General features: G+C 72.5%; 19 protein-coding genes. 14 read left to right on the top strand and 5 right to left on the bottom strand.

What is annotated here, in order from left to right:
* Positions 1-180 precede the first annotated feature (180 nt).
* Positions 181-1,119: a PD40 domain-containing protein gene (locus BI06_RS23890; RefSeq protein WP_149030456.1), complete on the top strand. Its 939-nt coding sequence runs from the start codon at positions 181-183 to the stop codon at positions 1,117-1,119.
* Positions 1,120-1,172: 53 nt separating this feature from the next.
* Here BI06_RS23890 and BI06_RS23885 read toward each other — a convergent pair whose 3' ends face one another.
* The 3 genes from BI06_RS23885 to BI06_RS23875 form a co-directional block, all read right to left on the bottom strand.
* Positions 1,173-1,760, bottom strand: coding sequence for a hypothetical protein (locus BI06_RS23885; protein WP_043471243.1), 588 nt, complete (start codon positions 1,758-1,760; stop codon positions 1,173-1,175).
* A 139-nt stretch (positions 1,761-1,899) separates the two neighbouring features.
* Positions 1,900-2,574, bottom strand: a complete 675-nt coding sequence (locus BI06_RS23880) for a heme oxygenase (biliverdin-producing) (protein ID WP_043471240.1) — start codon at positions 2,572-2,574, stop codon at positions 1,900-1,902.
* Positions 2,575-2,796: 222 nt separating this feature from the next.
* Positions 2,797-3,288 (bottom strand): inorganic diphosphatase, encoded by a 492-nt coding sequence (locus tag BI06_RS23875; RefSeq protein WP_030397564.1) that lies wholly within the window; start codon positions 3,286-3,288, stop codon positions 2,797-2,799.
* Between the two features lie 143 nt (positions 3,289-3,431).
* On the opposite strand from BI06_RS23875, the gene dacB reads away from it, so the two are divergent.
* The 6 genes from dacB to folE all read left to right on the top strand — a co-directional run bounded on the left by dacB (position 3,432) and on the right by folE (position 11,388).
* Positions 3,432-5,084: a D-alanyl-D-alanine carboxypeptidase/D-alanyl-D-alanine-endopeptidase gene (gene dacB / locus BI06_RS23870; protein WP_051741676.1), complete on the top strand. Its 1,653-nt coding sequence runs from the start codon at positions 3,432-3,434 to the stop codon at positions 5,082-5,084.
* An 83-nt stretch (positions 5,085-5,167) separates the two neighbouring features.
* On the top strand, positions 5,168-6,346 hold the full coding sequence (locus BI06_RS23865; protein WP_030397566.1) for a zinc-dependent metalloprotease: 1,179 nt from the start codon (positions 5,168-5,170) through the stop codon (positions 6,344-6,346).
* Positions 6,347-6,616: 270 nt separating this feature from the next.
* Entirely contained in the window at positions 6,617-7,756 is a 1,140-nt protein-coding gene (gene tilS / locus BI06_RS23860) for a tRNA lysidine(34) synthetase TilS (protein WP_030397567.1), read from the top strand.
* A gap of 70 nt (positions 7,757-7,826) precedes the next feature.
* Positions 7,827-8,381 (top strand): hypoxanthine phosphoribosyltransferase, encoded by a 555-nt coding sequence (hpt, locus tag BI06_RS23855; RefSeq protein WP_030059589.1) that lies wholly within the window; start codon positions 7,827-7,829, stop codon positions 8,379-8,381.
* Between the two features lie 230 nt (positions 8,382-8,611).
* Positions 8,612-10,663 carry an ATP-dependent zinc metalloprotease FtsH gene (gene ftsH, locus BI06_RS23850; protein ID WP_030397568.1) on the top strand — a complete coding sequence of 684 codons (2,052 nt, stop codon included), beginning with the start codon at positions 8,612-8,614 and terminating at the stop codon, positions 10,661-10,663.
* 119 nt (positions 10,664-10,782) lie between these two features.
* Positions 10,783-11,388 carry a GTP cyclohydrolase I FolE gene (gene folE, locus BI06_RS23845; RefSeq protein WP_030397569.1) on the top strand — a complete coding sequence of 202 codons (606 nt, stop codon included), beginning with the start codon at positions 10,783-10,785 and terminating at the stop codon, positions 11,386-11,388.
* A 54-nt stretch (positions 11,389-11,442) separates the two neighbouring features.
* On the opposite strand, the gene BI06_RS23840 is transcribed toward folE, so the two are convergent.
* Together BI06_RS23840 and BI06_RS23835 are read right to left on the bottom strand one after the other, a co-directional pair.
* A complete protein-coding gene (locus BI06_RS23840) occupies positions 11,443-12,231 on the bottom strand; it encodes a ferritin-like domain-containing protein (protein WP_043471239.1) in 789 nt (262 codons plus the stop codon).
* A gap of 126 nt (positions 12,232-12,357) precedes the next feature.
* Positions 12,358-13,512, bottom strand: coding sequence for an esterase family protein (locus tag BI06_RS23835; RefSeq protein ID WP_030397571.1), 1,155 nt, complete (start codon positions 13,510-13,512; stop codon positions 12,358-12,360).
* A gap of 379 nt (positions 13,513-13,891) precedes the next feature.
* Between BI06_RS23835 and BI06_RS23830 the strand changes: the two genes are divergently transcribed.
* From BI06_RS23830 to BI06_RS51100, 7 genes are all read left to right on the top strand, one after another.
* Entirely contained in the window at positions 13,892-15,730 is a 1,839-nt protein-coding gene (locus BI06_RS23830; RefSeq protein ID WP_082558632.1) for a phosphatidylglycerol lysyltransferase domain-containing protein, read from the top strand.
* Positions 15,731-15,883: 153 nt separating this feature from the next.
* Positions 15,884-16,756, top strand: a complete 873-nt coding sequence (gene folP / locus BI06_RS23825; RefSeq protein WP_030397573.1) for a dihydropteroate synthase — start codon at positions 15,884-15,886, stop codon at positions 16,754-16,756.
* A 24-nt stretch (positions 16,757-16,780) separates the two neighbouring features.
* Positions 16,781-17,281: a nuclear transport factor 2 family protein gene (locus BI06_RS23820; RefSeq protein WP_051741671.1), complete on the top strand. Its 501-nt coding sequence runs from the start codon at positions 16,781-16,783 to the stop codon at positions 17,279-17,281.
* Positions 17,282-17,538: 257 nt separating this feature from the next.
* A complete protein-coding gene (gene folB, locus BI06_RS23815) occupies positions 17,539-17,898 on the top strand; it encodes a dihydroneopterin aldolase (protein ID WP_030397575.1) in 360 nt (119 codons plus the stop codon).
* A 61-nt stretch (positions 17,899-17,959) separates the two neighbouring features.
* Positions 17,960-18,559: a 2-amino-4-hydroxy-6-hydroxymethyldihydropteridine diphosphokinase gene (folK, locus tag BI06_RS23810; RefSeq protein WP_043471236.1), complete on the top strand. Its 600-nt coding sequence runs from the start codon at positions 17,960-17,962 to the stop codon at positions 18,557-18,559.
* 251 nt (positions 18,560-18,810) lie between these two features.
* Positions 18,811-19,305: a DUF3180 domain-containing protein gene (locus BI06_RS23805; protein WP_030397577.1), complete on the top strand. Its 495-nt coding sequence runs from the start codon at positions 18,811-18,813 to the stop codon at positions 19,303-19,305.
* A gap of 122 nt (positions 19,306-19,427) precedes the next feature.
* On the top strand, positions 19,428-20,203 hold a 776-nt coding region (locus BI06_RS51100; RefSeq protein ID WP_051741669.1), incomplete at its 3' end, for a hypothetical protein.

Below are 20,203 nucleotides of genomic sequence, written 5' to 3'. Positions count from 1 at the left end.
CGAGTGACGCTGTTTCACATCCGTGACGGTTGGCGCACAGATCAGCGAAGGACGGCTGACAGGCTTCTCTCATCGCACAGAGCAGCGAGGGGCCGAACAAGCGGACGACAGTCCGCCGGGGTGGCGGACGAAGCTCTGGCGCAGCACCGGATCATCACGTCGTTCCAGGGGGAACAGATCATGAGCAAGGCCCTTTCGTTCCGCAAGTCCTCGTCCCGCGCCGCGAAGTTCGCCGCCGTCGCCGCCCTGACGCTCGGCCTCGTGGCCACCGTCAGCCCGGCCGCCCAGGCCGCCTCGCTCGGTGCCGCGGGTGCGAAGGGGCTGAAGCACAACGTGCTGACCGTCAGCAACGGCACCCGCTACGTGCAGATCGACGGCAAGACGGTCGACTTCCGCACCGTCGTGCGGGACCTCTCCTGGTCCCCGGACGGCAACAAGGCCGTCTTCATCGACGGTTCGAGCAACCTCGTCATCTCCGACGCGGACGGCAGCAACCGGGTCACCGTGGCCAAGAACCCCGGCGGCCAGAACTGGAACCACCCCACCTGGCAGACGATCCCGGGCTACGCCGAGGGCGGGCTGCTCTCCCGGAACAACATCGTCTTCGTCGCCCGGAAGAACGGCGTCTCCCGCCTGGAGACCATTCCCGCCAACGCTGTCCAGGGCCAGCCGACCGACCTGTCCGTCTCGGGCGGCTTCGACGGTCCCGAGCTGCCGGAGACGGGCAACATCTGGCCGAACGCGAGCAGCAAGGCGGGCACCGCCGTCTACGCCAACCCCGGCACCGGCACCGTCTACATCCACGACGACTACCTGCGTTCGCAGAGCGACGTGCTGACCAAGGGCTCGCAGCCCGCGCTCTCGCCCGACGGCGAGGACGTCGTCTTCGTCCGCTCGGTGCAGGGCCACGACCACCTGTTCGTGCAGGGCGTGCACGACAAGACCGCCAAGGACCTCACCCCCAAGGCCACCACCGACTACACCCAGCCGACCTTCTCGCCGGACGGCCGGACCATCGCCGCCCGCACGCCCAAGGGCATCGTCACCCTCCCGGTGAGCGGCGCCGCCAAGCCCACCGTGGTCACCAGCCGGGTCGGCCTGCCGGCCTACCGCGGCTGATGCCGACGGGCAGCGTGCCGCCCGCCTGAGAACCGTTGGACCGCCCGGCCGGGTCAGTCACCGGCCAGGCGGTCCAACTCCGTTCTCAGGTCCGCGAGATGCTCGTCCGCGTTGTCGTGGGGCAGGAACTCCACCACGTCGAGGAAGCGGAACAGCACCCGGGTGTCGGTGATCCCGTACTCGTAGTCGCCGAAGCCCACCACGGCGCCCGTCGTGCCCCGGACCGCACCCCGGACCACGTGCTCGGTCAGGCTGTCCGGCTGCTCGGCCGACTGCCTGCGCCGCGCGTTGGGCCGGGCCAGGTACGGGCAGACCATCGAGGCGTAGAGCATGCACGCGCGGTGGCCGGGGCCCTCCAGGGTCGGGGTGAGGTTGCGGTAGGGCCGCCCGGCCGCCAGCGCCTCGGCGATCGCGGCGCTCTCGGTCTCGCCGACCACCCGCCACACCGGCCCCTTGGGCATCAGCCGGTTGCAGACCGAACAGAGCCGCCCGCGCGCGCAGTCGGCGCTGCGGCCGTAGTCCGTCAGCGCGAACTGGGGTTGGTCGCCCTCCCACGGCGTGATCGCCGGAACGGGGTAGCCGCGCACATCGCGGGGCCTGGCATCGATGGACGGCGGTATCGGGACGTTGTCAAAGCGCACGCCCCATCAGTACCAGGAAGCACCCTCGTCGCACACCTGTCGGAGCCCCGGGAGCACACGACGAAACGCCTCGGAGCAGGAAGTCGGCCGGACCGACTTCCTGCTCCGAGGCGTTCGAGGCGTTCGATCTTCCGGGTGCTCAGGCGCTCAGCGGGTACCGGGTGTCCAGGTCCTGGAAGAGCGCGCCGTTCAGCTGGAAGGCGCGCTTGCACTCCTCGACTACCCGGCGGAGCTCGATCTCGTCCAGCGCCAGTCCGGCGGCGTCCAGCTTGGCCCGGTAGTCGCGCTTGAACGCGGCCGGGTTCTCCACCTGCTCGAAGACGTAGAACCGCACGCCGTCGCCCTTGCGCTCGAAGCCCCAGGTCTTCTCGGCGATGCCGCGGATGATCTGACCGCCCGAGAGGTCGCCGAGGTAGCGGGTGTAGTGGTGCGCTATCCAGCCGGCCGGCCACTCGCGAGCCAGCTCCTCCAGCCGGGCGACGTACGCGGCGGTGGCCGGCAGCGGGACGAGGCCCTCGCGCCAGTCCGGCCCCCGCAGGTGGGCGAGGTCGCGCTCGATGGCGGCGGTGCGCAGGATCGTGCTGTCCACGAACGGCCCGGCCACCGGGTGCTCCGCGAGCTCCTCGGCCCGCTCCTCCAGGGCGCGGTAGACGAACCAGAGCTGGCCGGTGAGGTCGGCGTAGGCCTCGATCCCGAGGTGCCCGCCGAGCAGGCGGCTCATGAACGAGGACTGTTCGGCGGCCTCGTGCTCGGCGCTGCTCGCGGTGCGCAGCACGGTGGAGAACGGGACTACGGGCTGCTCGGGAGTGGGCATGCGGGCCTCCAGTGGTCGAGTACGTCCCCGATTGCTTTGGTTAGCCTAACCTAAGGCCGCGTTATACCGACAGGGTGTCGGGAACCCATCCTCACCCGGTCCCGGGAACGGCGAAGGCCGGGGCCCGCGGAATCACTCCGCGAACCCCGGCCTTCGACTGCCTCGCCTACCTCGAAGCGCCCGGGCGGACGGACCGCCGGACGCACGAGACGGGCGGACGGCTCAGTGGCCGCCCTGCTCCGCCAGGCGCTTGATCGACGCGGTGACCTCGGCCTCGGCCTCGGCGCGGCCGACCCAGTTGGCGCCCTCGACGGACTTGCCGGGCTCCAGGTCCTTGTAGACCTCGAAGAAGTGCTGGATCTCCAGACGGTCGAACTCCGACACGTGGTGGATGTCCTGCAGGTGCTCCCAGCGCGGGTCCGTCGCCGGGACGCAGAGCAGCTTGTCGTCGCCGCCGGCCTCGTCCGTCATCTTGAACATGCCGATGACACGGCACTTGATCAGGCAACCGGGGAAGGTCGGCTCGTCCAGGATGACCAGGGCGTCCAGCGGGTCACCGTCGTCCGCCAGGGTGCCCTCGACGTAGCCGTAGTCGGCCGGGTAGCGGGTCGAGGTGAAGAGCATCCGGTCGAGCCGAAGGCGACCGGTCTCGTGGTCGACCTCGTACTTGTTACGAGAGCCCTTAGGGATTTCGATAAGGACGTCGAACTCCAACGGTTCCTCCAAGGTAGGGACTGACAGAATCCAAGTGTCTCCTACGGGAGTGAGTGCTCAGGAAAGGGGCCGGGTCGGTGCGAGCAGGGGCTGTGTCGGGGCGCCGGCGCGGGGGGACGGCCGCTGGGCTGTTCGGGGCGTCGTTGCTGGTCGCCGCGACGGTACTGGGGGCGGGAGGCGCGTCCGCGCTGCCGTCCGCGCCGCCGTCCGGATCGGCCTCGCCGGGCGGACCGGGGGCCGGCGGCACCCGGGGCGACCAGGACGAGAGCAACGGCCGGAGGGACGACAAGGAGAACCGGGGGGACAAGGGCGACCGGGGCGACAAGGGGGACAAGGGGGACCGCGGCGAGGAGTCCGGTCGGCCCGGGAGCCCGGCCAGTACCTCCGGCCGCCCCACCACCACCCCGCCGTCCACCGCCGCCTCCACCCCGCCCGCCTCCTCGCCCGCCTCCGCGTCCGCATCTGCCTCCACCTCCGCCCCCGCGTCCGCCAAGCCCTCTGCCGTCGCCCGCCCCGCCCCGGCCGGTGCCGTGCTGACCGCCGCCGAGGCCGGTCCGGGTGCCGGACTGCCCACCGCGCAAGGCCTCCAGCAGGCGCTCGCCACCGTGCTCACCGACCAGAACCTCGGCACCGTCGGCCTCGCCGTCGCGGACGCCGCCGACGGCCAACTCCTCTACGGCAAGGGGGAGAACACCGCCGCCACCCCCGCCTCCACCACCAAGCTGGCCACCTCGGTCGCGGCCCTCTCGCTGATCCCGGGGGACACCCGGCTGGCCACCCGGGTCGTCAAGAACGCGGCGACGGGCGGGATCACCCTCGTGGGTGGTGGTGACCCGACGCTGACCGCGCTCCCCGCCGACCAGGTGCAGGTCGCAGGCGTCCCCGCCGACCCGGACACCGCCCCCGCCTCGCTGGACGCACTGGCCCGGCAGACCGCCGCCGCCCTCAAGGCCGCCGGCACCACCACCGTCGCGCTCGACTACGACGTCTCGCTCTACTCCGGCCCGCTGCTGCACAAGAACCACGACGGCGAGAACATCGCCGCGGTGACGCCGCTGATGGTGGACGAGGGCAAGACCGACCCGAAGAGCCTCGCCGACGCCCCCGCCCGGGTCACCGACCCGGCCGGCGCGGCCGCCGAGTCCTTCGCCAGTCTGCTCAAGGCCCAGGGCGTCACCGTCCAGGGCAAGGCGAAGGCCGCCACCGCCCCGGCCGCCGCCGACGCCCCCGTGCTCGGCCGGGTGGACTCGCCCACCATGGCCCGGCTGGTCGAGCGGATGCTGACCACCTCCGACAACACCCTCGCCGAGGCGATCGCCCGCCAGGCCGCGATCGCGGCCCACCAGCCGGCCGCCTTCGATGGCGCCGCCACCGCCGTCACCCAGGAGCTCGCCCGGCTCGGCGTGCCGATGACCGGCGTGGTGCTCAACGACGGCAGCGGTCTGCACCCCGGCAACGCGATCCCGCCGGCGGTCCTGGTCAAGCTGCTCGCCCTGGCCGCCTCGGCGCAGCACCCGACGCTGCGTCCGGTGCTGACGGGCCTGCCGATCGCCGGTTTCACCGGCACCCTCGGCAAGCGCTTCGGCGCCGGCTCCGGGGCGGCCGACGCGGCCGGTCTGGTCCGCGCCAAGACCGGCAGCCTCAGCGGCGTCAACACCCTGGCGGGCACCGTGGTGGACGCCGAGGGGCGGCTGCTCGCCTTCGCCCTGATGACCCGGACCGGCGCCCCCGTCGACACCGCCCGCGCCGCGATGGACCGGGTGGTGGCCAGGCTGGCGGCCTGCGGCTGCCACTGAGCGGCCACGGGTCGGCCACCGGGCCGCCATTGACCGCCCGTTCCGGCTCCCCCAGGCGCACGGGAGCACGTACGGTAAAGGGCATGACGAGCGCGAGCGGCGGGGCCGACATGGTCGACTGGAATCTCGCGGTCGCGACCGCGACCAGGCTGGTGCGGCCGGGGCCGGAGGTGAGCCGGGCCGAGGCGGCCGCGGTGGTCGCCGAACTGCGCCGGCACGCCCTGGCGGCGGAGGAGCACGTCCGGGAGTTCACCGGCATGCGGTCCAGCAGCCTGGCCGAGGCCGCCGCGACCCCGGTGCTGATCGTGGACCGCCCCGGCTGGGTGCGGGCCAATGTGGCGGGCTTCCGCACCATCGTCCAGCCGCTGGTGGAGAAGCTCCAGGCGCGCCGGACGGGCGGTTCGGCCTCCGCCGTGCTCGGCACGGTGGGGGAGAAGGCCACCGGTATCGAGGTCGGCGCGCTGCTGGCCTTCCTCTCGACCAAGGTGCTCGGCCAGTACGAGACCTTCGCCCCGGCCGAGCCCTCGCTGGAGGCGCCGGACAGCCCGGCCGCGCTGTTCGACAAGCCCCGGCTGGGCCCCGAGGGCCCCGGTCCGGGCCGGCTGCTGCTGGTGGCGCCCAACATCGTCCACGTCGAGCGGGAGCTGGACGTCGACCCGGCCGACTTCCGGCTCTGGGTCTGCCTGCACGAGGAGACCCACCGCACCCAGTTCACCGCGGTGCCCTGGCTGCGCGACCACATCCAGTCCGAGGTGCAGTCCTTCCTGGCCGAGACGGACGTCGACCCCGGTGCGCTGGTGGAGCGGCTGCGGGACGCGGCCGGCTCGCTCGGCGCCGGTCTGCCCGGCCTCGGCGGCCGCGGCGGCGACGCCCCGTCGGCCGGCCTGCTGGAGATCGTCCAGTCGCCGGCCCAGCGGGAGATCCTCGGCCGGCTGACCGCCGTGATGTCCCTGCTGGAGGGGCACGCGGACGTGGTGATGGACGGCGTGGGCCCGGCCGTGGTGCCGAGCGTCGCCGAGATCCGGGAGAAGTTCCAGCAGCGCCGGGACCGCGGCGCCAACCGGCTGGACCTGGTGCTGCGCCGACTGCTCGGGATGGACGCCAAGCTCCGCCAGTACCAGGACGGGGCGGTCTTCGTCCGGGGTGTGGTCGAGCGGGTCGGCATGGAGGGCTTCAACCGGGTCTGGACCTCGCCGAACACCCTGCCGACCAAGGACGAGATCCACGACCCCGCCGCCTGGGTCGCCCGGGTGGGCCGCTGACGGCCCCGTCCGGGCGGGACCGGGAGGCGGGGCCGGGAGGCGGTCGGATCCGTTCGCACGAGTGGTCCAGTCGTGCACATGGCGGGTGAAGATACGTTTCTTCATTCACCCGAACGTGGGACGGTGGTCGTACCGGTGGCGCGGGTGGCGTAGCGGGTGCCTCCTTTCTGCCACCATCTGTGAGCGCCCGGTAACAGGGTGCTCATGGAAGCGCGGTCCCCGCCGCGCCCACCGCAGTCCTGTCCCCCCTCCGTCGAGGAGTCGTCCGCCGTGGGCCCACACCCCGCTGTAGCCGCGATACGCCTGGCCGTACGCCGCACCCTCGCCGACCTCGCCGCCGAGGCCGGCTCCACCTTCACCGCGCCGGCCCGCGAGCCGCGCGAGCGCGTCCCCGGCGTGCCGGTGGCCGCCGCCGCGCTGTCGGCCGCCGTCGGCACCACGCTGATCGGCAACGCCCACCGCCACCCCTCCGGGCTGCCCCGCACCCCCGCCGCGCCCGGCTCGCCGCTGGTCCTGGTCGCCGTCAGCGGCGGCGCGGACTCCATGGCGCTCGCCATCGCCGCCGCCTTCGAGGCCCCCAAGATCGGTCTGCGGGTCGGCGCCGTCACCGTCGACCACGGCCTCCAGTCGGGCTCCGCCGAGCGGGCCGGCCAGGTCGCCGACCGGCTGCGCGAGCTCGGCCTCGACCCGGTCGAGGCGGTCGCCGTCCGGGTCGGCCGCGAGGGCGGCCCCGAGGCCGCCGCCAGGGACGCCCGGTACGCGGCCCTGGACGCGGCCGCCGAGCGCCACCGCGCGGTCGCCGTCCTGCTCGGCCACACCCGCGACGACCAGGCCGAGACCGTCCTGCTGGGCCTGGCCCGGGGGTCCGGCGCCCGCTCGCTGGCCGGCATGCCGGCCCAGAAGGGCCGCTACCGCCGCCCGCTGCTGGAGCTCGACCGGGCCGCCACCCGGCAGGCCTGCTCCGCCCAGGCGATCCAGGTCTGGGACGACCCGCACAACTGCGACCCGGCCTACACCCGCTCCCGGGTCCGCCACGAGGTGCTGCCGGTGCTGGAGAAGCACCTGGGCGGCGGCGTGGTCGAGGCCCTCGCCCGCACCGCCCGGCTGTTCCGCGACGACGCCGACGCCCTGGACCAGTGGGCCGCGCTGGCCGAGCGCGACATCCGTACGGGCGAAGGCACCCTGGACGCCGGGAAACTCTCCGAGCTGCCCCCCGCCGTACGCCGCCGGGTGCTGCGCCGGGCCGCGCTGCGGGCGGGCTGTCCGGCCGGGGACCTCTTCGCCCGGCACCTGGAGACGATCGACCTGCTGGTCACCGGATGGCGGGGTCAGGGACCCCTGCACCTACCCGGGGGCGTCGAAGCCACCCGGCGGTGTGGCACGCTGGTCTTTCGGCGGCAGGGCGACTGACGGGCGGGTATGCCCGGGGGAGCCGGCCACCGGCCATCCAGACCCCGACACGTTTGAGGACGTATCCCCGGTGGACCAGAACGACATGGGCGCTGACCTCGCGAAGGTGCTCATCAGCAAGGACGAGATCGACGCGAAGCTCCTGGAGCTGGCCGAGCGCATCGACCGGGACTACGCAGGCAAGGACCTGCTGATCGTCGGCGTCCTCAAGGGGGCCGTGATGGTCATGGCCGACCTCGCCCGTGCCCTGCACTCGCAGGTGACCATGGACTGGATGGCGGTCTCCTCCTACGGGATGGGCACCAAGTCCTCCGGTGTGGTCCGGATCCTGAAGGACCTGGACACCGACATCGCCGGCCGCGACGTGCTGATCGTCGAGGACATCATCGACTCCGGCCTGACGCTGTCCTGGCTGCTCGGCAACCTGGGCTCGCGCGGCCCGGCCTCGCTGGAGGTCTGCACCCTGCTGCGCAAGCCGGACGCGGCCAAGGTCGAGATCGACGTCAAGTACGTCGGCTTCGACATCCCCAACGAGTTCGTGGTCGGCTACGGTCTCGACTACGCGGAGAAGCTCCGCAACCTCCCCTTCATCGGCACCCTCGCCCCGCACGTCTACGGCGGCTGAGAACCCGTTCGGACGACGGGCGGGAACAGGATCCTGTTCCCGCCCGTTGGATCGGGGGACCATAGAAGAACGTCGTATCGCCGTGCTCCCGCCACGTGGGGGGCGTACTGCGGTACGGTCCAATAAAACCGCTCTTCACATGAGCACTGACTGACCGAATGCGCCGGTGGCCCACAGCCCCGCGGCGCCGTTGAGTGGCAGGAGGGACGGGGCGGCAACGCCCCGCATGGATGGACGTTAAGCGATACTTCCGTGCGCCGATCATGTGGATCGTGCTGGCCGTCCTCGCCGTCATCGTGCTGATGCAGGTCGTTTCGGATTCGAACGGCTACAAGACGGTGGACACCGGGCAGGTCGTCGCAGCGATCGACGCGAAGCAGGTCAAGTCGGCGCAGATCACCACGGGTGACTCGAACACGATCAAGATTCAGCTCAAGGACGGCGCGAAGCTGCCCGCCGTGGGCACCGGCAAGCCGCAGTCCGGCAGCAAGTTCCAGGCCTCCTACATCGGGGACCAGGGCGTCGGCATCGCCGACAAGCTGCAGGCGCAGATCAACGACAACGACCAGAGCACGCTGACCGAGGGCTACACCGTCAGCCCCGAGAAGCAGAGCACCCTCGTCAGCCTCCTGCTGTCGATGCTGCCGATCGTGATCATCGTGCTGGTCTTCCTGTTCCTGATGAACCAGATGCAGGGCGGCGGCTCGCGCGTCATGCAGTTCGGCAAGTCCAAGGCGAAGCTGCTCACCAAGGACACCCCGAAGACCACCTTCTCCGACGTCGCTGGCGCGGACGAGGCGGTCGAGGAGCTCCACGAGATCAAGGAGTTCCTCCAGGAGCCGGCCAAGTTCCAGGCCGTCGGCGCCAAGATCCCCAAGGGTGTGCTGCTCTACGGCCCGCCCGGGACCGGCAAGACCCTGCTGGCGCGCGCCGTCGCGGGCGAGGCCGGGGTGCCGTTCTACTCGATCTCCGGTTCCGACTTCGTCGAGATGTTCGTCGGTGTCGGCGCCAGCCGGGTCCGCGACCTCTTCGAGCAGGCCAAGGCGAACGCCCCGGCGATCGTCTTCGTCGACGAGATCGACGCCGTCGGCCGGCACCGCGGTGCGGGTCTCGGCGGCGGCCACGACGAGCGCGAGCAGACCCTCAACCAGCTGCTGGTCGAGATGGACGGCTTCGACGTCAAGGGCGGCGTCATCCTGATCGCCGCCACCAACCGCCCGGACATCCTGGACCCGGCGCTGCTGCGCCCGGGCCGCTTCGACCGTCAGATCGCGGTCGAGCGCCCCGACCTCCAGGGCCGTCTGGACATCCTCAAGGTGCACCAGAAGGGCAAGCCGATCGCGCCCGACGTCGACCTCTCGGCCGTCGCCAAGCGCACCCCCGGCTTCACCGGTGCCGATCTGTCGAACGTCCTGAACGAGGCGGCGCTGCTGACCGCCCGCTCGGACAAGAAGCTGATCGACAACAACATCCTGGACGAGGCCATCGACCGCGTCGTGGCGGGTCCGCAGAAGCGCACGCGGATCATGTCCGACCGGGAGAAGAAGATCACCGCGTACCACGAGGGCGGTCACGCCCTGGTCGCGGCGGCCTGCCAGTACAGCGACCCGGTGCACAAGATCACGATCCTGTCCCGCGGCCGGGCCCTCGGCTACACCATGGTGCTGCCGGAGGAGGACAAGTACTCCACCACCCGCAACGAGATGCTCGACCAGCTGGCCTACATGCTGGGCGGGCGCGCGGCGGAGGAGCTGGTCTTCCACGACCCGACCACCGGTGCCTCGAACGACATCGAGAAGGCCACCGCCACCGCGCGGGCCATGGTCACCCAGTACGGCATGACCGAGCGCCTCGGTGCCATCAAGTTCGGCAGCGACGCCTCGGAGCCGTTCCTGGGCCGTGAGATGGGCCACCAGCGCGACTACTCGGAAGAGGTCGCCGGGCTGGTCGACGAAGAGGTCAAGAAGCTCATCGAGAGCGCGCACAACGAGGCCTGGGAGATCCTGGTCGAGAACCGCGACGTGCTCGACAACCTGGTCCTGGAGCTCCTCGAGAAGGAGACCCTCAACAAGGAGCAGATCGCCGAGATCTTCGCGCCGATCGTCAAGCGCCCGACCCGTCCGGCCTGGACCGGCTCCGCCCGTCGGACGCCGTCCACCCGCCCGCCGGTGCAGTCGCCCAAGGAGCTGGCGCTCACCAACGGCGCCAGCGCCACCGAGGCCGCTCCGGCCGACGTGGTCAAGCTCCCGCAGCTGCCGGTCGAGCCGCCCACCGAGGGCTGATCAACCGCTCAACTGCGCGCATGGCCGGAATGGATGCCGCGTCACTAGGGTTTGTACCCTGGAGGCGCGGCATCCGTGCTGTTCAACCCCGTGTTCGCCAACGAGTTAGCGAGGCCCGCATGATCGACCCGGTGACGCTCGACGGTCCCCCCACCGTCGGCACGTTCGACCAGAAGCGGGCCGAGAACGCGATCCGTGAACTCCTGCTCGCGGTCGGTGAGGACCCGGACCGCGAGGGCCTGCTGGACACCCCCGCCCGGGTGGCGCGGGCCTACAAGGAGATATTCGCGGGCCTCTGGCAGGAGCCCGAGGACGTCCTGACCACCACCTTCGACCTCGGTCACGACGAGATGGTGCTGGTCAAGGACATCGAGCTGACCTCCGTCTGCGAGCACCACCTGGTGCCGTTCCGGGGTGTCGCGCACGTCGGGTACATCCCGTCCCCCAGCGGCAAGATCACCGGCCTGTCCAAGCTGGCCCGGCTGGTCGACGTCTACGCCCGCCGGCCGCAGGTGCAGGAGCGGCTCACCAGCCAGGTCGCCGACGCGCTGATGCGGATCCTGGAGCCGCGCGGCGCGATCGTGGTCGTGGAGTGCGAGCACATGTGCATGTCGATGCGGGGCATCCGCAAGCCCGGCGCCAAGACCATCACCTCCTGCGTGCGCGGACAGCTGCGCGACCCGGCCTCCCGGGCCGAGGCGATGAGCCTCATCATCGGGCGCTGACCGGGTCGCGACGGCTCCGCACGGGCGGCCGGGGGGCCGCCGGGGTGGATGGGATCAGAGCGGCTCGGGCCCGGCGTGCGGCGGGGCCGGGGTGCCCAGCGCGTCGCGCCGGGCGGGCATCCGCAGCCGCACCATCCGCCGCCAGCCGTACAGCAGGTCGTAGAGGTAGAGCATGTGCAGGCCGGCCGTGACCACGGCCAGCTGCCAGCGCGGCCAGGCGAGGATCCGGGCCATCCGGGACGTCACCGCCAGCCCGACGTCCCGGTGGGTGCGGATCTCGCCCCGGGCGCAGGTCTCCAGGACGTGCCGGATGTACGGCCCGTGGCCCGCCGCGGACAGCCGCAGCAGCTCCTCGTGGCAGTAGGCGAGGTGGTTGTCCTCGTCCGCCGAGATCATCCGCATCGCCCGGCCGAGGTCGGGGTTGTCCCCGTACGCCTTGACCAGCTGGCGCATCTGCTCGGCCGCCCGCTGCTCGGTCACCCGGCTGTGCGCCAGATAGGTGATGATCTCGCGCTCGGTCAGCGGGATGTCCGTGGTGAGCCGCTCGTGGGCGAGGCCGACGCCCTGCCGCTCCAGCAGCATGCAGTAGTCGGCCTCGGCGGGGACGTCGACCTTGGGCAGGCCGCGCTTGTGCAGCAGTTGGGTGAAGATCCGGCCGTGCTTGCGCTCGTCGGCGCCGTGCCGGGCGATCTTCGGGGCGAGGACCGGGTCACGGGTGAGTTCGGTGATCCGCTCGTTCTCCCAGCCGCCCTGGTCCTCGCCGCCGGCGGCGATGCTGCAGAACAACTGGTAGGCCTCGTCGTTCCGGTAGATCTCCTCGAAGAGCGATCGGGTACTGAGCATGGGGCCTCCTGCCCGGATCGGGGACCGCCCCGGCGGTCGGCCGGGGCGGTCGCGATACGTCCCCCGCGGCGGCGCGCGCTGCGCCCGACCCGCCGGTAATCACTCAGGTGTCCTAGCGGCAGGGCGTCAGCCGAGGTGGTTGCCCACCCACTCCAGGGTGGCCGGCAGCTCGCGGATCCAGCTGTCGAAGTTGTGGCCGCCGTCGTCCAGGTACATCGACTCCACCTGGAACTGCGGATTGCCGGCGGCCACCTGCTGGGCCAGCTCGACGAACTGGACCGTCTGCGGGTAGTCGGCCTCCTTGCGGGTGGAGACCACCAGCATCGACAGTGGCGGGGCGGGCAGGTTCTGCAGCCGCCAGGTGAGGTCGCTCTGCTCGGTCAGCGTCCGGTCCCCGCCGAACAGGCTGCCGCCGGTGAACTGGTCCTCGACGACCTTGACGTCGCCGTGCAGTCCGGCGGTGACGCCGAACACGTTCGGGAAGCGCATCGCCAGCCGGAACGCGCAGCTGCCGCCGGTCGAGTAGCCGAAGACGGCCCAGGAGGCGGGGGAGCGGCCGATCCGGTAGGCGGAGTGCAGCGCCTCGGGGACGTCCTTGGTGAACCAGGTCTCGGTGCGGGGCCCGCCGGCGACGTCCACGCACTCGGTGTTCCGCGGCGGGTTCAGGGTCGGGCGGGACAGCACCACGATGGTCGGCTGCATCTTGCCGGCCCGCTGGAGCTCCACCGCCTGCTGGACGACCGGCAGCTCCTTCATCAGATTGACCGTGATGCCGGGGTAGCCGGCGATCGCCAGCATCACCGGGAACCGGGTCAGGGCGAGCTTGGGGTCGAAGTACTCCGGCGGCAGATAGACGAACATCTGGTCGGACAGTCCGGTCTCCTTGCCGGTGATCCGGACCGACTCGACCCGGCCGACCTCCTCGGGCGGCCCCTTGGGCAGGTCCCCGACCGTCTCCATGCCGCCCTCGTTGGTCGGCTGGACCAGCGCGTCGCCGACCGGCGCGCCGCCCTTGCGGGCCTCGTTGCTGGTGAGGGCGAGCTTGGTGCCGCCGGAGCCGAGCAGGTCGTCCCAGGAGGTGTAGAACCCGAAGGAGTTGTTGACGCTGAGCGCCAGTACCGACACCAGCACCACCTGAGTCAGCGTCAACAGGCCGACCCGGCCGAGTACCGGGAGTGGGCGCTGCCTGGCCAGCCGCGGCCACAGCCACAGGGTGATCACGAGCGCGGCCGAACCCAGGGCAAGCAGCGAGTTCATCAGCGCGTCGCTGGTCAGTTCCATGCTGTCGGCCTTCCGGTGGGACACTGACAGTGCAGGTTTCATCGTCTGGCGGTGCGTCAGCCCGGGCCACCGCGGCTAGGCTGTCCGGACGCCGGGACGGGCCCGGGATCCCGGTGGCGCTCGCGCGCAACCGACGCCCTAAAATGCGGCGTCCACCGTACGTAGCACGTACGCGGGGGCTCGTCGCGCCACGCGGCGAGGGGCCCCCGGCACCCACCCCTCGGCTCAATTTCGCAGCGCCCCCGGGGCGCCGGTTTACCCTTCGTTGCCGGTTCCTTGGTGTGCGTCTTGCCAGATGAAGGAAAACGCATGAAGGTCCATCACGGCTCCCACCCCGGAGTGACCGGAGACCCCGCGACAGCCTCTACGCTGAACTCCCATGAGCGTTCCCGTGTCCGTTGAGCCGAGCCCCGAGCAGCCGCAGCGCCGTCGCGGCCTGCAGACGCTTCGTACCCAAGCGGCCGCCGTTCCGAGGGCCTGGCTCCCCGGTGCGGTCGGCTACGCCTGTCTGCTGATCGGACTGGTCGACATCGCCAGCGCGGTGTTCCCCAAGCTCCGGCACACCAAGGTGCACACCTTCGCCGGGCAGCTGCCGGGCGGCACCACGACGCTGGCCGCGGCCGGCACCCTGATGATCGGCCTGCTCCTGGTGCTGCTCGCGCACGCGCTGCGCCGGCGCAAGCGGCGGGCCTGGCGGGTGGTGTGCGTGCTGCTGCCGGTGGGCGCGGCGCTGCACCTGCTGCGCTGGCACCAGCTCGGCCCGGCGGTCATCTCGCTGGTGCTGTTCGTGGTCATGCTGGTCCACCGGCGCGAGTTCTACGCCAAGGCCGACCCGCGCACCCGCTGGCGCGCGGTGGTCAACCTGGTCGTCCTGGGCGCCGTGAGCGTGCTGATCGGCCTGCTGATCGTCAGTACCCGGACCAAGTACGAGCTGGGGCACCCGGGCCTGGACCAGCGGCTGGAGCACGTGCTCTACGGGCTGTTCGGCTTCGAGGGGCCGGTGCACTACAACTCGGACCGGATGGAGGACCTGGTCGGCTACCTGCTCGGCGCGATGGGTCTGATCACCGCCCTCACCACCACCTACCTCGCGCTGCGGCCGGAGAAGCCGAAGCCGGAGCTGACCGCCGAGGACGAGGTGCGGGTCCGGGCCCTGCTGGACCGGCACGGCGAGCGGGACTCGCTCGGCTACTTCGCGCTGCGCCGGGACAAGAGCGTGCTGTTCTCGCCCACCGGCAAGGCGGCGATCTCCTACCGGGTGGTGTCCGGCGTGATGCTGGCCTCCGGCGACCCGGTCGGTGACGTCGAGGCCTGGCCGGGCGCGATCAAGGTGTTCATGGCCGAGGCCCGCGAGCACGCCTGGGTGCCGGCCGTGATGGGCTGCAGCGAGGTCGGCGGCGAGGTCTGGACCCGGGAGGCGGGGCTGGACGCGCTGGAGCTGGGCGACGAGGCGATCGTCGACACCGCCTCCTTCTCGCTCTCCGGGCGGGCCATGCGCAACGTCCGCCAGATGGTCAAGCGGATCGAGCGCAACGGCTACTCCTGCCAGGTCCGCCGGGTCTCCGAGCTCGGCTGGGAGGAGCGGGAGCGGATCGCCGACGCGGCGGCCCGCTGGCGCGGCACCGACACCGAGCGCGGCTTCTCGATGGCGCTCGGCCGGTTCGGCGAGCCGGGCGACGACGCCTGCGTGGTGGTCACCGCCCACAAGGCGCCGGAGGAGGGCGAGAGCGGCGACGACCTCAAGGCGGTGCTGCACTTCGTCCCCTGGGGCGAGGACGGCATCTCGCTGGAGCTGATGCGCCGTGACCGGGCTGCCGACCCGGGCCTGAACGAGCTGCTGATCGTCGCCGCGCTCCAGGCCGTCCCGGCGATGGGGGTGCGCCGGGTGTCGCTGAACTTCGCGATGTTCCGCTCGGCGCTCGCTCGCGGCGAGCGGATCGGCGCCGGGCCGGTGCTGCGCGCCTGGCGCGGGCTGCTGGTGTTCCTGTCGCGCTGGTTCCAGATCGAGTCGCTGTACAAGTTCAACGCGAAGTTCCAGCCGGAGTGGGAGCCGCGCTTCCTGGTCTTCCCGAACACCAGGGACCTGCCCAGGATCGGCTTCGCGGCGATGCAGGCGGAGGCCTTCATCACCCTCGGCATGCCGCGCTTCGGCCGCAGGCCGCGGCGCCAGGGGCTGCTGCCGGCGGGGGCCAGGCCGGAGGTCACCGAGGCCGCCTGAGCCGGGCGCACGGCCGCCGGCCCCCGCCGAGGACCTCCTCGGCGGGGGCCGGACCGTTGTCCGGGACAGCGGCGGCCCGGGCCCGGGACGGGTGCGCTCCGGGCCGGGGGCGGGTGCCGGGTGGCCCGGTCCGGGCCACCGGATAATGGGGGCATGAGCAATTCGGTGCCCTACTCGCTGCCCTCCGGACTGCCGCGGCTGGACCGCTGCGCGGTCATGGGCGTGGTCAACGTGACCCCCGACTCCTTCTCGGACGGCGGGCTGTGGCACGACCCGGCCAAGGCGATCGCCCACGGCCTCGCGCTGCGCGCCCGGGGCGCCGACCTGGTCGACGTGGGCGGCGAGTCCACCCGGCCGGGATCGCAGCGGGTGCCGGAGGAGGAAGAACTGCGCCGGGTCGTCCCGGTGGTGCGGGAACTCGCCGCCGCCGGGGTCGCGGTCTCCGTCGACACCATGCGGGCCTCGGTGGCCGAGCGGGCGGTGGAGGCCGGCGCGCTGCTCGTCAACGACGTCTCCGGGGGACTGGCCGACCCCGCGATGGCCCGGGTGGTGGCCGCTACCGGCGTGCCCTTCGTGGTGATGCACTGGCGCGGGCAGTCCGCCGACATGGACCGGCTGGCCGTCTACGACGACGTGGTCGCCGACGTGGTCGGCGAGCTCACCGCCCGGGTGGAGGCGCTGGTCGCCGCCGGGATCGACGAGCGGCAGCTGATCCTCGACCCGGGGCTCGGCTTCGCGAAGACCGCCGAGCACAACTGGGCGCTGCTCGGCCGGCTCGACGCCCTCACCGCGCTCCGCCGTCCCGTCCTGGTCGCCGCATCGCGCAAGCGGTTCCTGGGTACGCTGCTGGCCGACCCGGAAACCGGGGAACTGCGCCCGGCCCGGGAGCGCGACGACGCCACCGCCGCGGTGTCGGTGCTGTCGGCGGGAGCCGGGGCCTGGGCGGTGCGGGTGCACGACGTGTCCGGGACGGCGGACGCCGTCCGCGTGGTCGCGGCCTGGCAGCGCGCGGCCCGGCAGGGGTGATCGCTTGGCGAAGACGGGAGGGTCATGGCAGGTGACGGCAGGTTGAGCGGGGAGACAGCGGGCCGACGGTCCACCGAGGCGGACCGCGAGGCGGTCCTGGAGGCCAACCGCGCGCTCTACGAGGCACTGGAGAACGGCGACCAGGAGGCGGTCGAGGATGCCTGGCTGGGCGCCGGCGAGGCGGACGACAAGGGGGGCGTCGTCTGCGTCCACCCGGGGTGGCCGGTGCTGCGCGGGCGGGCCCAGGTGACCCGCTCCTACATGCTGATCATGGCGAACACCGAGTACATCCAGTTCATCCTCACCGACGAGGAGGTGGAGGTGCAGGGCGATGTGGCCCTTGTCACGTGCACCGAGAACATCCTTTCCGGCGGCGAGGCGGAGGAGGAGGGCGAGCTCGGTCCGCTGGTCGGCGGAAAGGTCGTGTCGACCAATCTCTTCCGGCGCACTCCGGCCGGGTGGAAACTGTGGTCGCACCACGGTTCACCCGTTCTGACCAGCGCCGACGAGGACGACGAGGACTGATTCCGGGATCCGGGCGGAAATCCGGGGGAAACGGCCCCGGCCGGTGGCCGGGGAATTCCCGGCAGGTCACCTAACGTTCACGTCAATCGCCAATGCGGCGTGCGTGGCGACGGTTCGTGCCGGGTAGGACGGTCGGGTGTTGTCGGCGCGCGCGGGTAGATTCGAAAAGGTCAGCGGCGGGCGCGACGCCCGTCTCCGCCCTGCCCGCCGTTCTCGTCCGGGTGGGGCCCGTCCGACTTGGAGCAGTGATTCGTTTGCTGGACCGCGTCACTCTGCGGGGCCTGCGTGCCCGCGGCCACCACGGTGTTTTCGAGCGTGAGCGGGCCGAGGGCCAGACCTTCGTGGTCGACCTGGTGCTGTTCCTGGACACCCGTCCCGCCGCCGCCGGCGACGACCTGACCCGCACGGCGCACTACGGCATCGTGGCCGAGGAGGTCACCGGGATCATCGCCGGCGAGCCGGTCGAGCTGATCGAGACCCTGGCCCAGCGGATCGCGGACCAGTGCCTGAAGCACGAGCCGGTGCAGGAGGTCGAGGTGACCGTGCACAAGCCGGACGCGCCGATCACCGTGCCGTTCGACGACGTGACCGTGACCATCCACCGGGCCCGCGGGTGACCCGTACCGCCTGCCCGGTGTCCGCCGCAGCGCGGCCCGTCTCAGCCCTAGGGGAAGTGCGATGACCACCAGTGACCCGACCGCCGCGCCGAGCACCTTCGACCTGGAGCAGCGGGTCGACTCGGCCGACACCACCCTGCACAGCCAGCGCTGCGCGGTGATCGCCCTCGGCTCCAACCTCGGCAACCGCCTGGACACCCTCCAGGGGGCCGTGGACGCCCTCGCGGACACGCCCGGGCTCAGCGTCAAGGCCGTCTCCGCCGTGTACGAGACGGACGCCGTGGGCGGCCCCTCGGAGCAGCCCGCGTACTACAACGCGGTGGTCGTGCTCCGCACCACGCTGCCGCCCCGCGACCTGCTGGAGCGCGGCAACGCGATCGAGGACGCCTTCGGCCGGGTCCGCACCGTCCACTGGGGACCGCGCACCCTGGACGTCGACATCCTGGCCTACGAGGGCGTCGTCAGCGAGGACCCGGAGCTGCTGCTGCCGCACCCGCGCTCGCACGAGCGCGCCTTCGTGCTCGCCCCCTGGCTGGACGCCCAGCCGGAGGCCGAGGTGCCCGGGCACGGGCCGGTCGGCGCGCTGCTGGCGGCCCTCGGCGGCCCGGACGCCCAGGGTGTCCGCCGTCGCGAGGACATCCGGCTGACCCTGCCGGAGTAGGTCGGCGCCGGGCCGGGTCCGGGTCCGTGCCGCGGGCGGGGCTCCTCGGCCGCGACGGGCCGGAGGGGCCGGGGAACTCGCACGGGGCCGTCGGGCGTACCCATGGTGTCGGCCCCGGCCCGGGGACCCCTCCGGGCCGGGCCCGGTACGGTGGCCTGACGCCGTCGCACCGGAGCCCCGGGGCGGGCGGCTCCGTCGTCGCCCGCCACGTGTCGCCCGTCGCCCGCCGTCCGGGAAAGGACCCCGTCCGAGTGAAGCTGCTTCGCCTCCGTCTGCTGGTCGGCATCACCGTCGTCACGACGGCGCTGTCCTGGGCCGGTGCCAAGCTCTGGGCGTCCCTGGACACCCTGCCCGCGGTGCCGGGCGCGGCGCCGGTGGTGCTGGCCGCGGTGGCGGTGATCCTGCTGGCGACCGCGATCTCGCTGCGCTCGCGGCTCAAGGCGGCACGCGAGCGGCAGCCCGGCGCGAAGCGGGTGGACCCGCTGGGCGCGGCCCGCGCGGTGGTGCTCGCCCAGGCCAGCGCGCTGGTGTCGGCGGTGGTCACCGGGATCTACGCGGGTGCCGGGATCCAGCTGCTGGGCGAACTCGACGTGCCGGCCCGCAAGGACCAGGCGATCACCGCCGGTCTCGCGGTGCTGGCGGGCGTGGCCGTGATCGCGGCGGCGCTCTGGCTGCAGCACGTCTGCCGGCTGCCGGAGAACCACGACGACCCGGGTGGGCACGGGCCCGCGCCCACCCCCCGCTGACCGGCCCCGTTCCGGTGATCTTGAGTGATTTCCCGGACACGTCCGGTCGGTCCGGCACGGTGTCAAGGGCCGAAGCCGACCCTGGGCTGACACGGCCCCAATTCGCACGCTAGTTTCTTGGCATGTCTCGCGGACGCCACCGTCATTCCTCCGTCCTCGGCCGGGTCTTCCCCCCCACCGCCGCCGGCGTGCTCCTCGTCGCCGCGCTGGGAGCGCTGCTGTTCAGTCAGGACACCGTGCTGGTGCGCTCGGTGGGAGCCGCCGCGGTGCTCGCCACGCTCGGCTTCGCCGTGCTGCTGCGGCAGCGCGACCGGGCCGCCCGGGCGGCGGCCGAGGTCTCGGCGGCGCAGCGGCTCCGGGCCGAGGAGCGGTTCGAGGAGCAGCTCGCCGAGGCGGAGTACGCGGCCGAGGTGGCCGAGGAGCGGGCGACCAGGTTCGGGCGGCGGCTGACCGCCGAGAAGTCCCGGCTGGCGAAGGCCGAGACGGAGATCGCCCGGCTGCTCAAGGAGCGGGCCGTGATGGTCGCCGAGCAGGCGCTCAAGGAGGCCGAGGCGACCCAGCGGGCCCTCGCCGCGAGCCGACCCAAGTACCCGGCCAGTCCGGCCGCCTTCGTCCGCGCCGGGGCCGTCCTGCGGCAGCTGGAGCGGCGGGCGGCGCAGGCGGAGGCGCAGCGGGAGCGGGAGGCCCGGCGGGAGGCGGAGCGCGCCGAGCGGGAGCGTGCGGCGGGTGCGGGGCTCGCGCTGCGGGCCCGTACGGCGCCCGCGACGACGTCCGTGACCACGTCCGCGTCGGCGCCCGCGACGGTGCCTTCGCCGGTGCCCGAGCGGGTGGTCCCGGTGGTGCCGGCCCCGGTCGCTCCCGGGGTGCCCGCGCCCGGCACGGCGCCGTCCTCGCCGTC

Origin of the sequence: Kitasatospora sp. MBT66 (genome assembly GCF_000710405.2) — a bacterium.
Taxonomy (GTDB): domain Bacteria; phylum Actinomycetota; class Actinomycetes; order Streptomycetales; family Streptomycetaceae; genus Kitasatospora; species Kitasatospora purpeofusca.
Note: the sequence above shows the minus strand (reverse complement) of the source record. Positions and strands in the feature narration are given on the sequence as shown.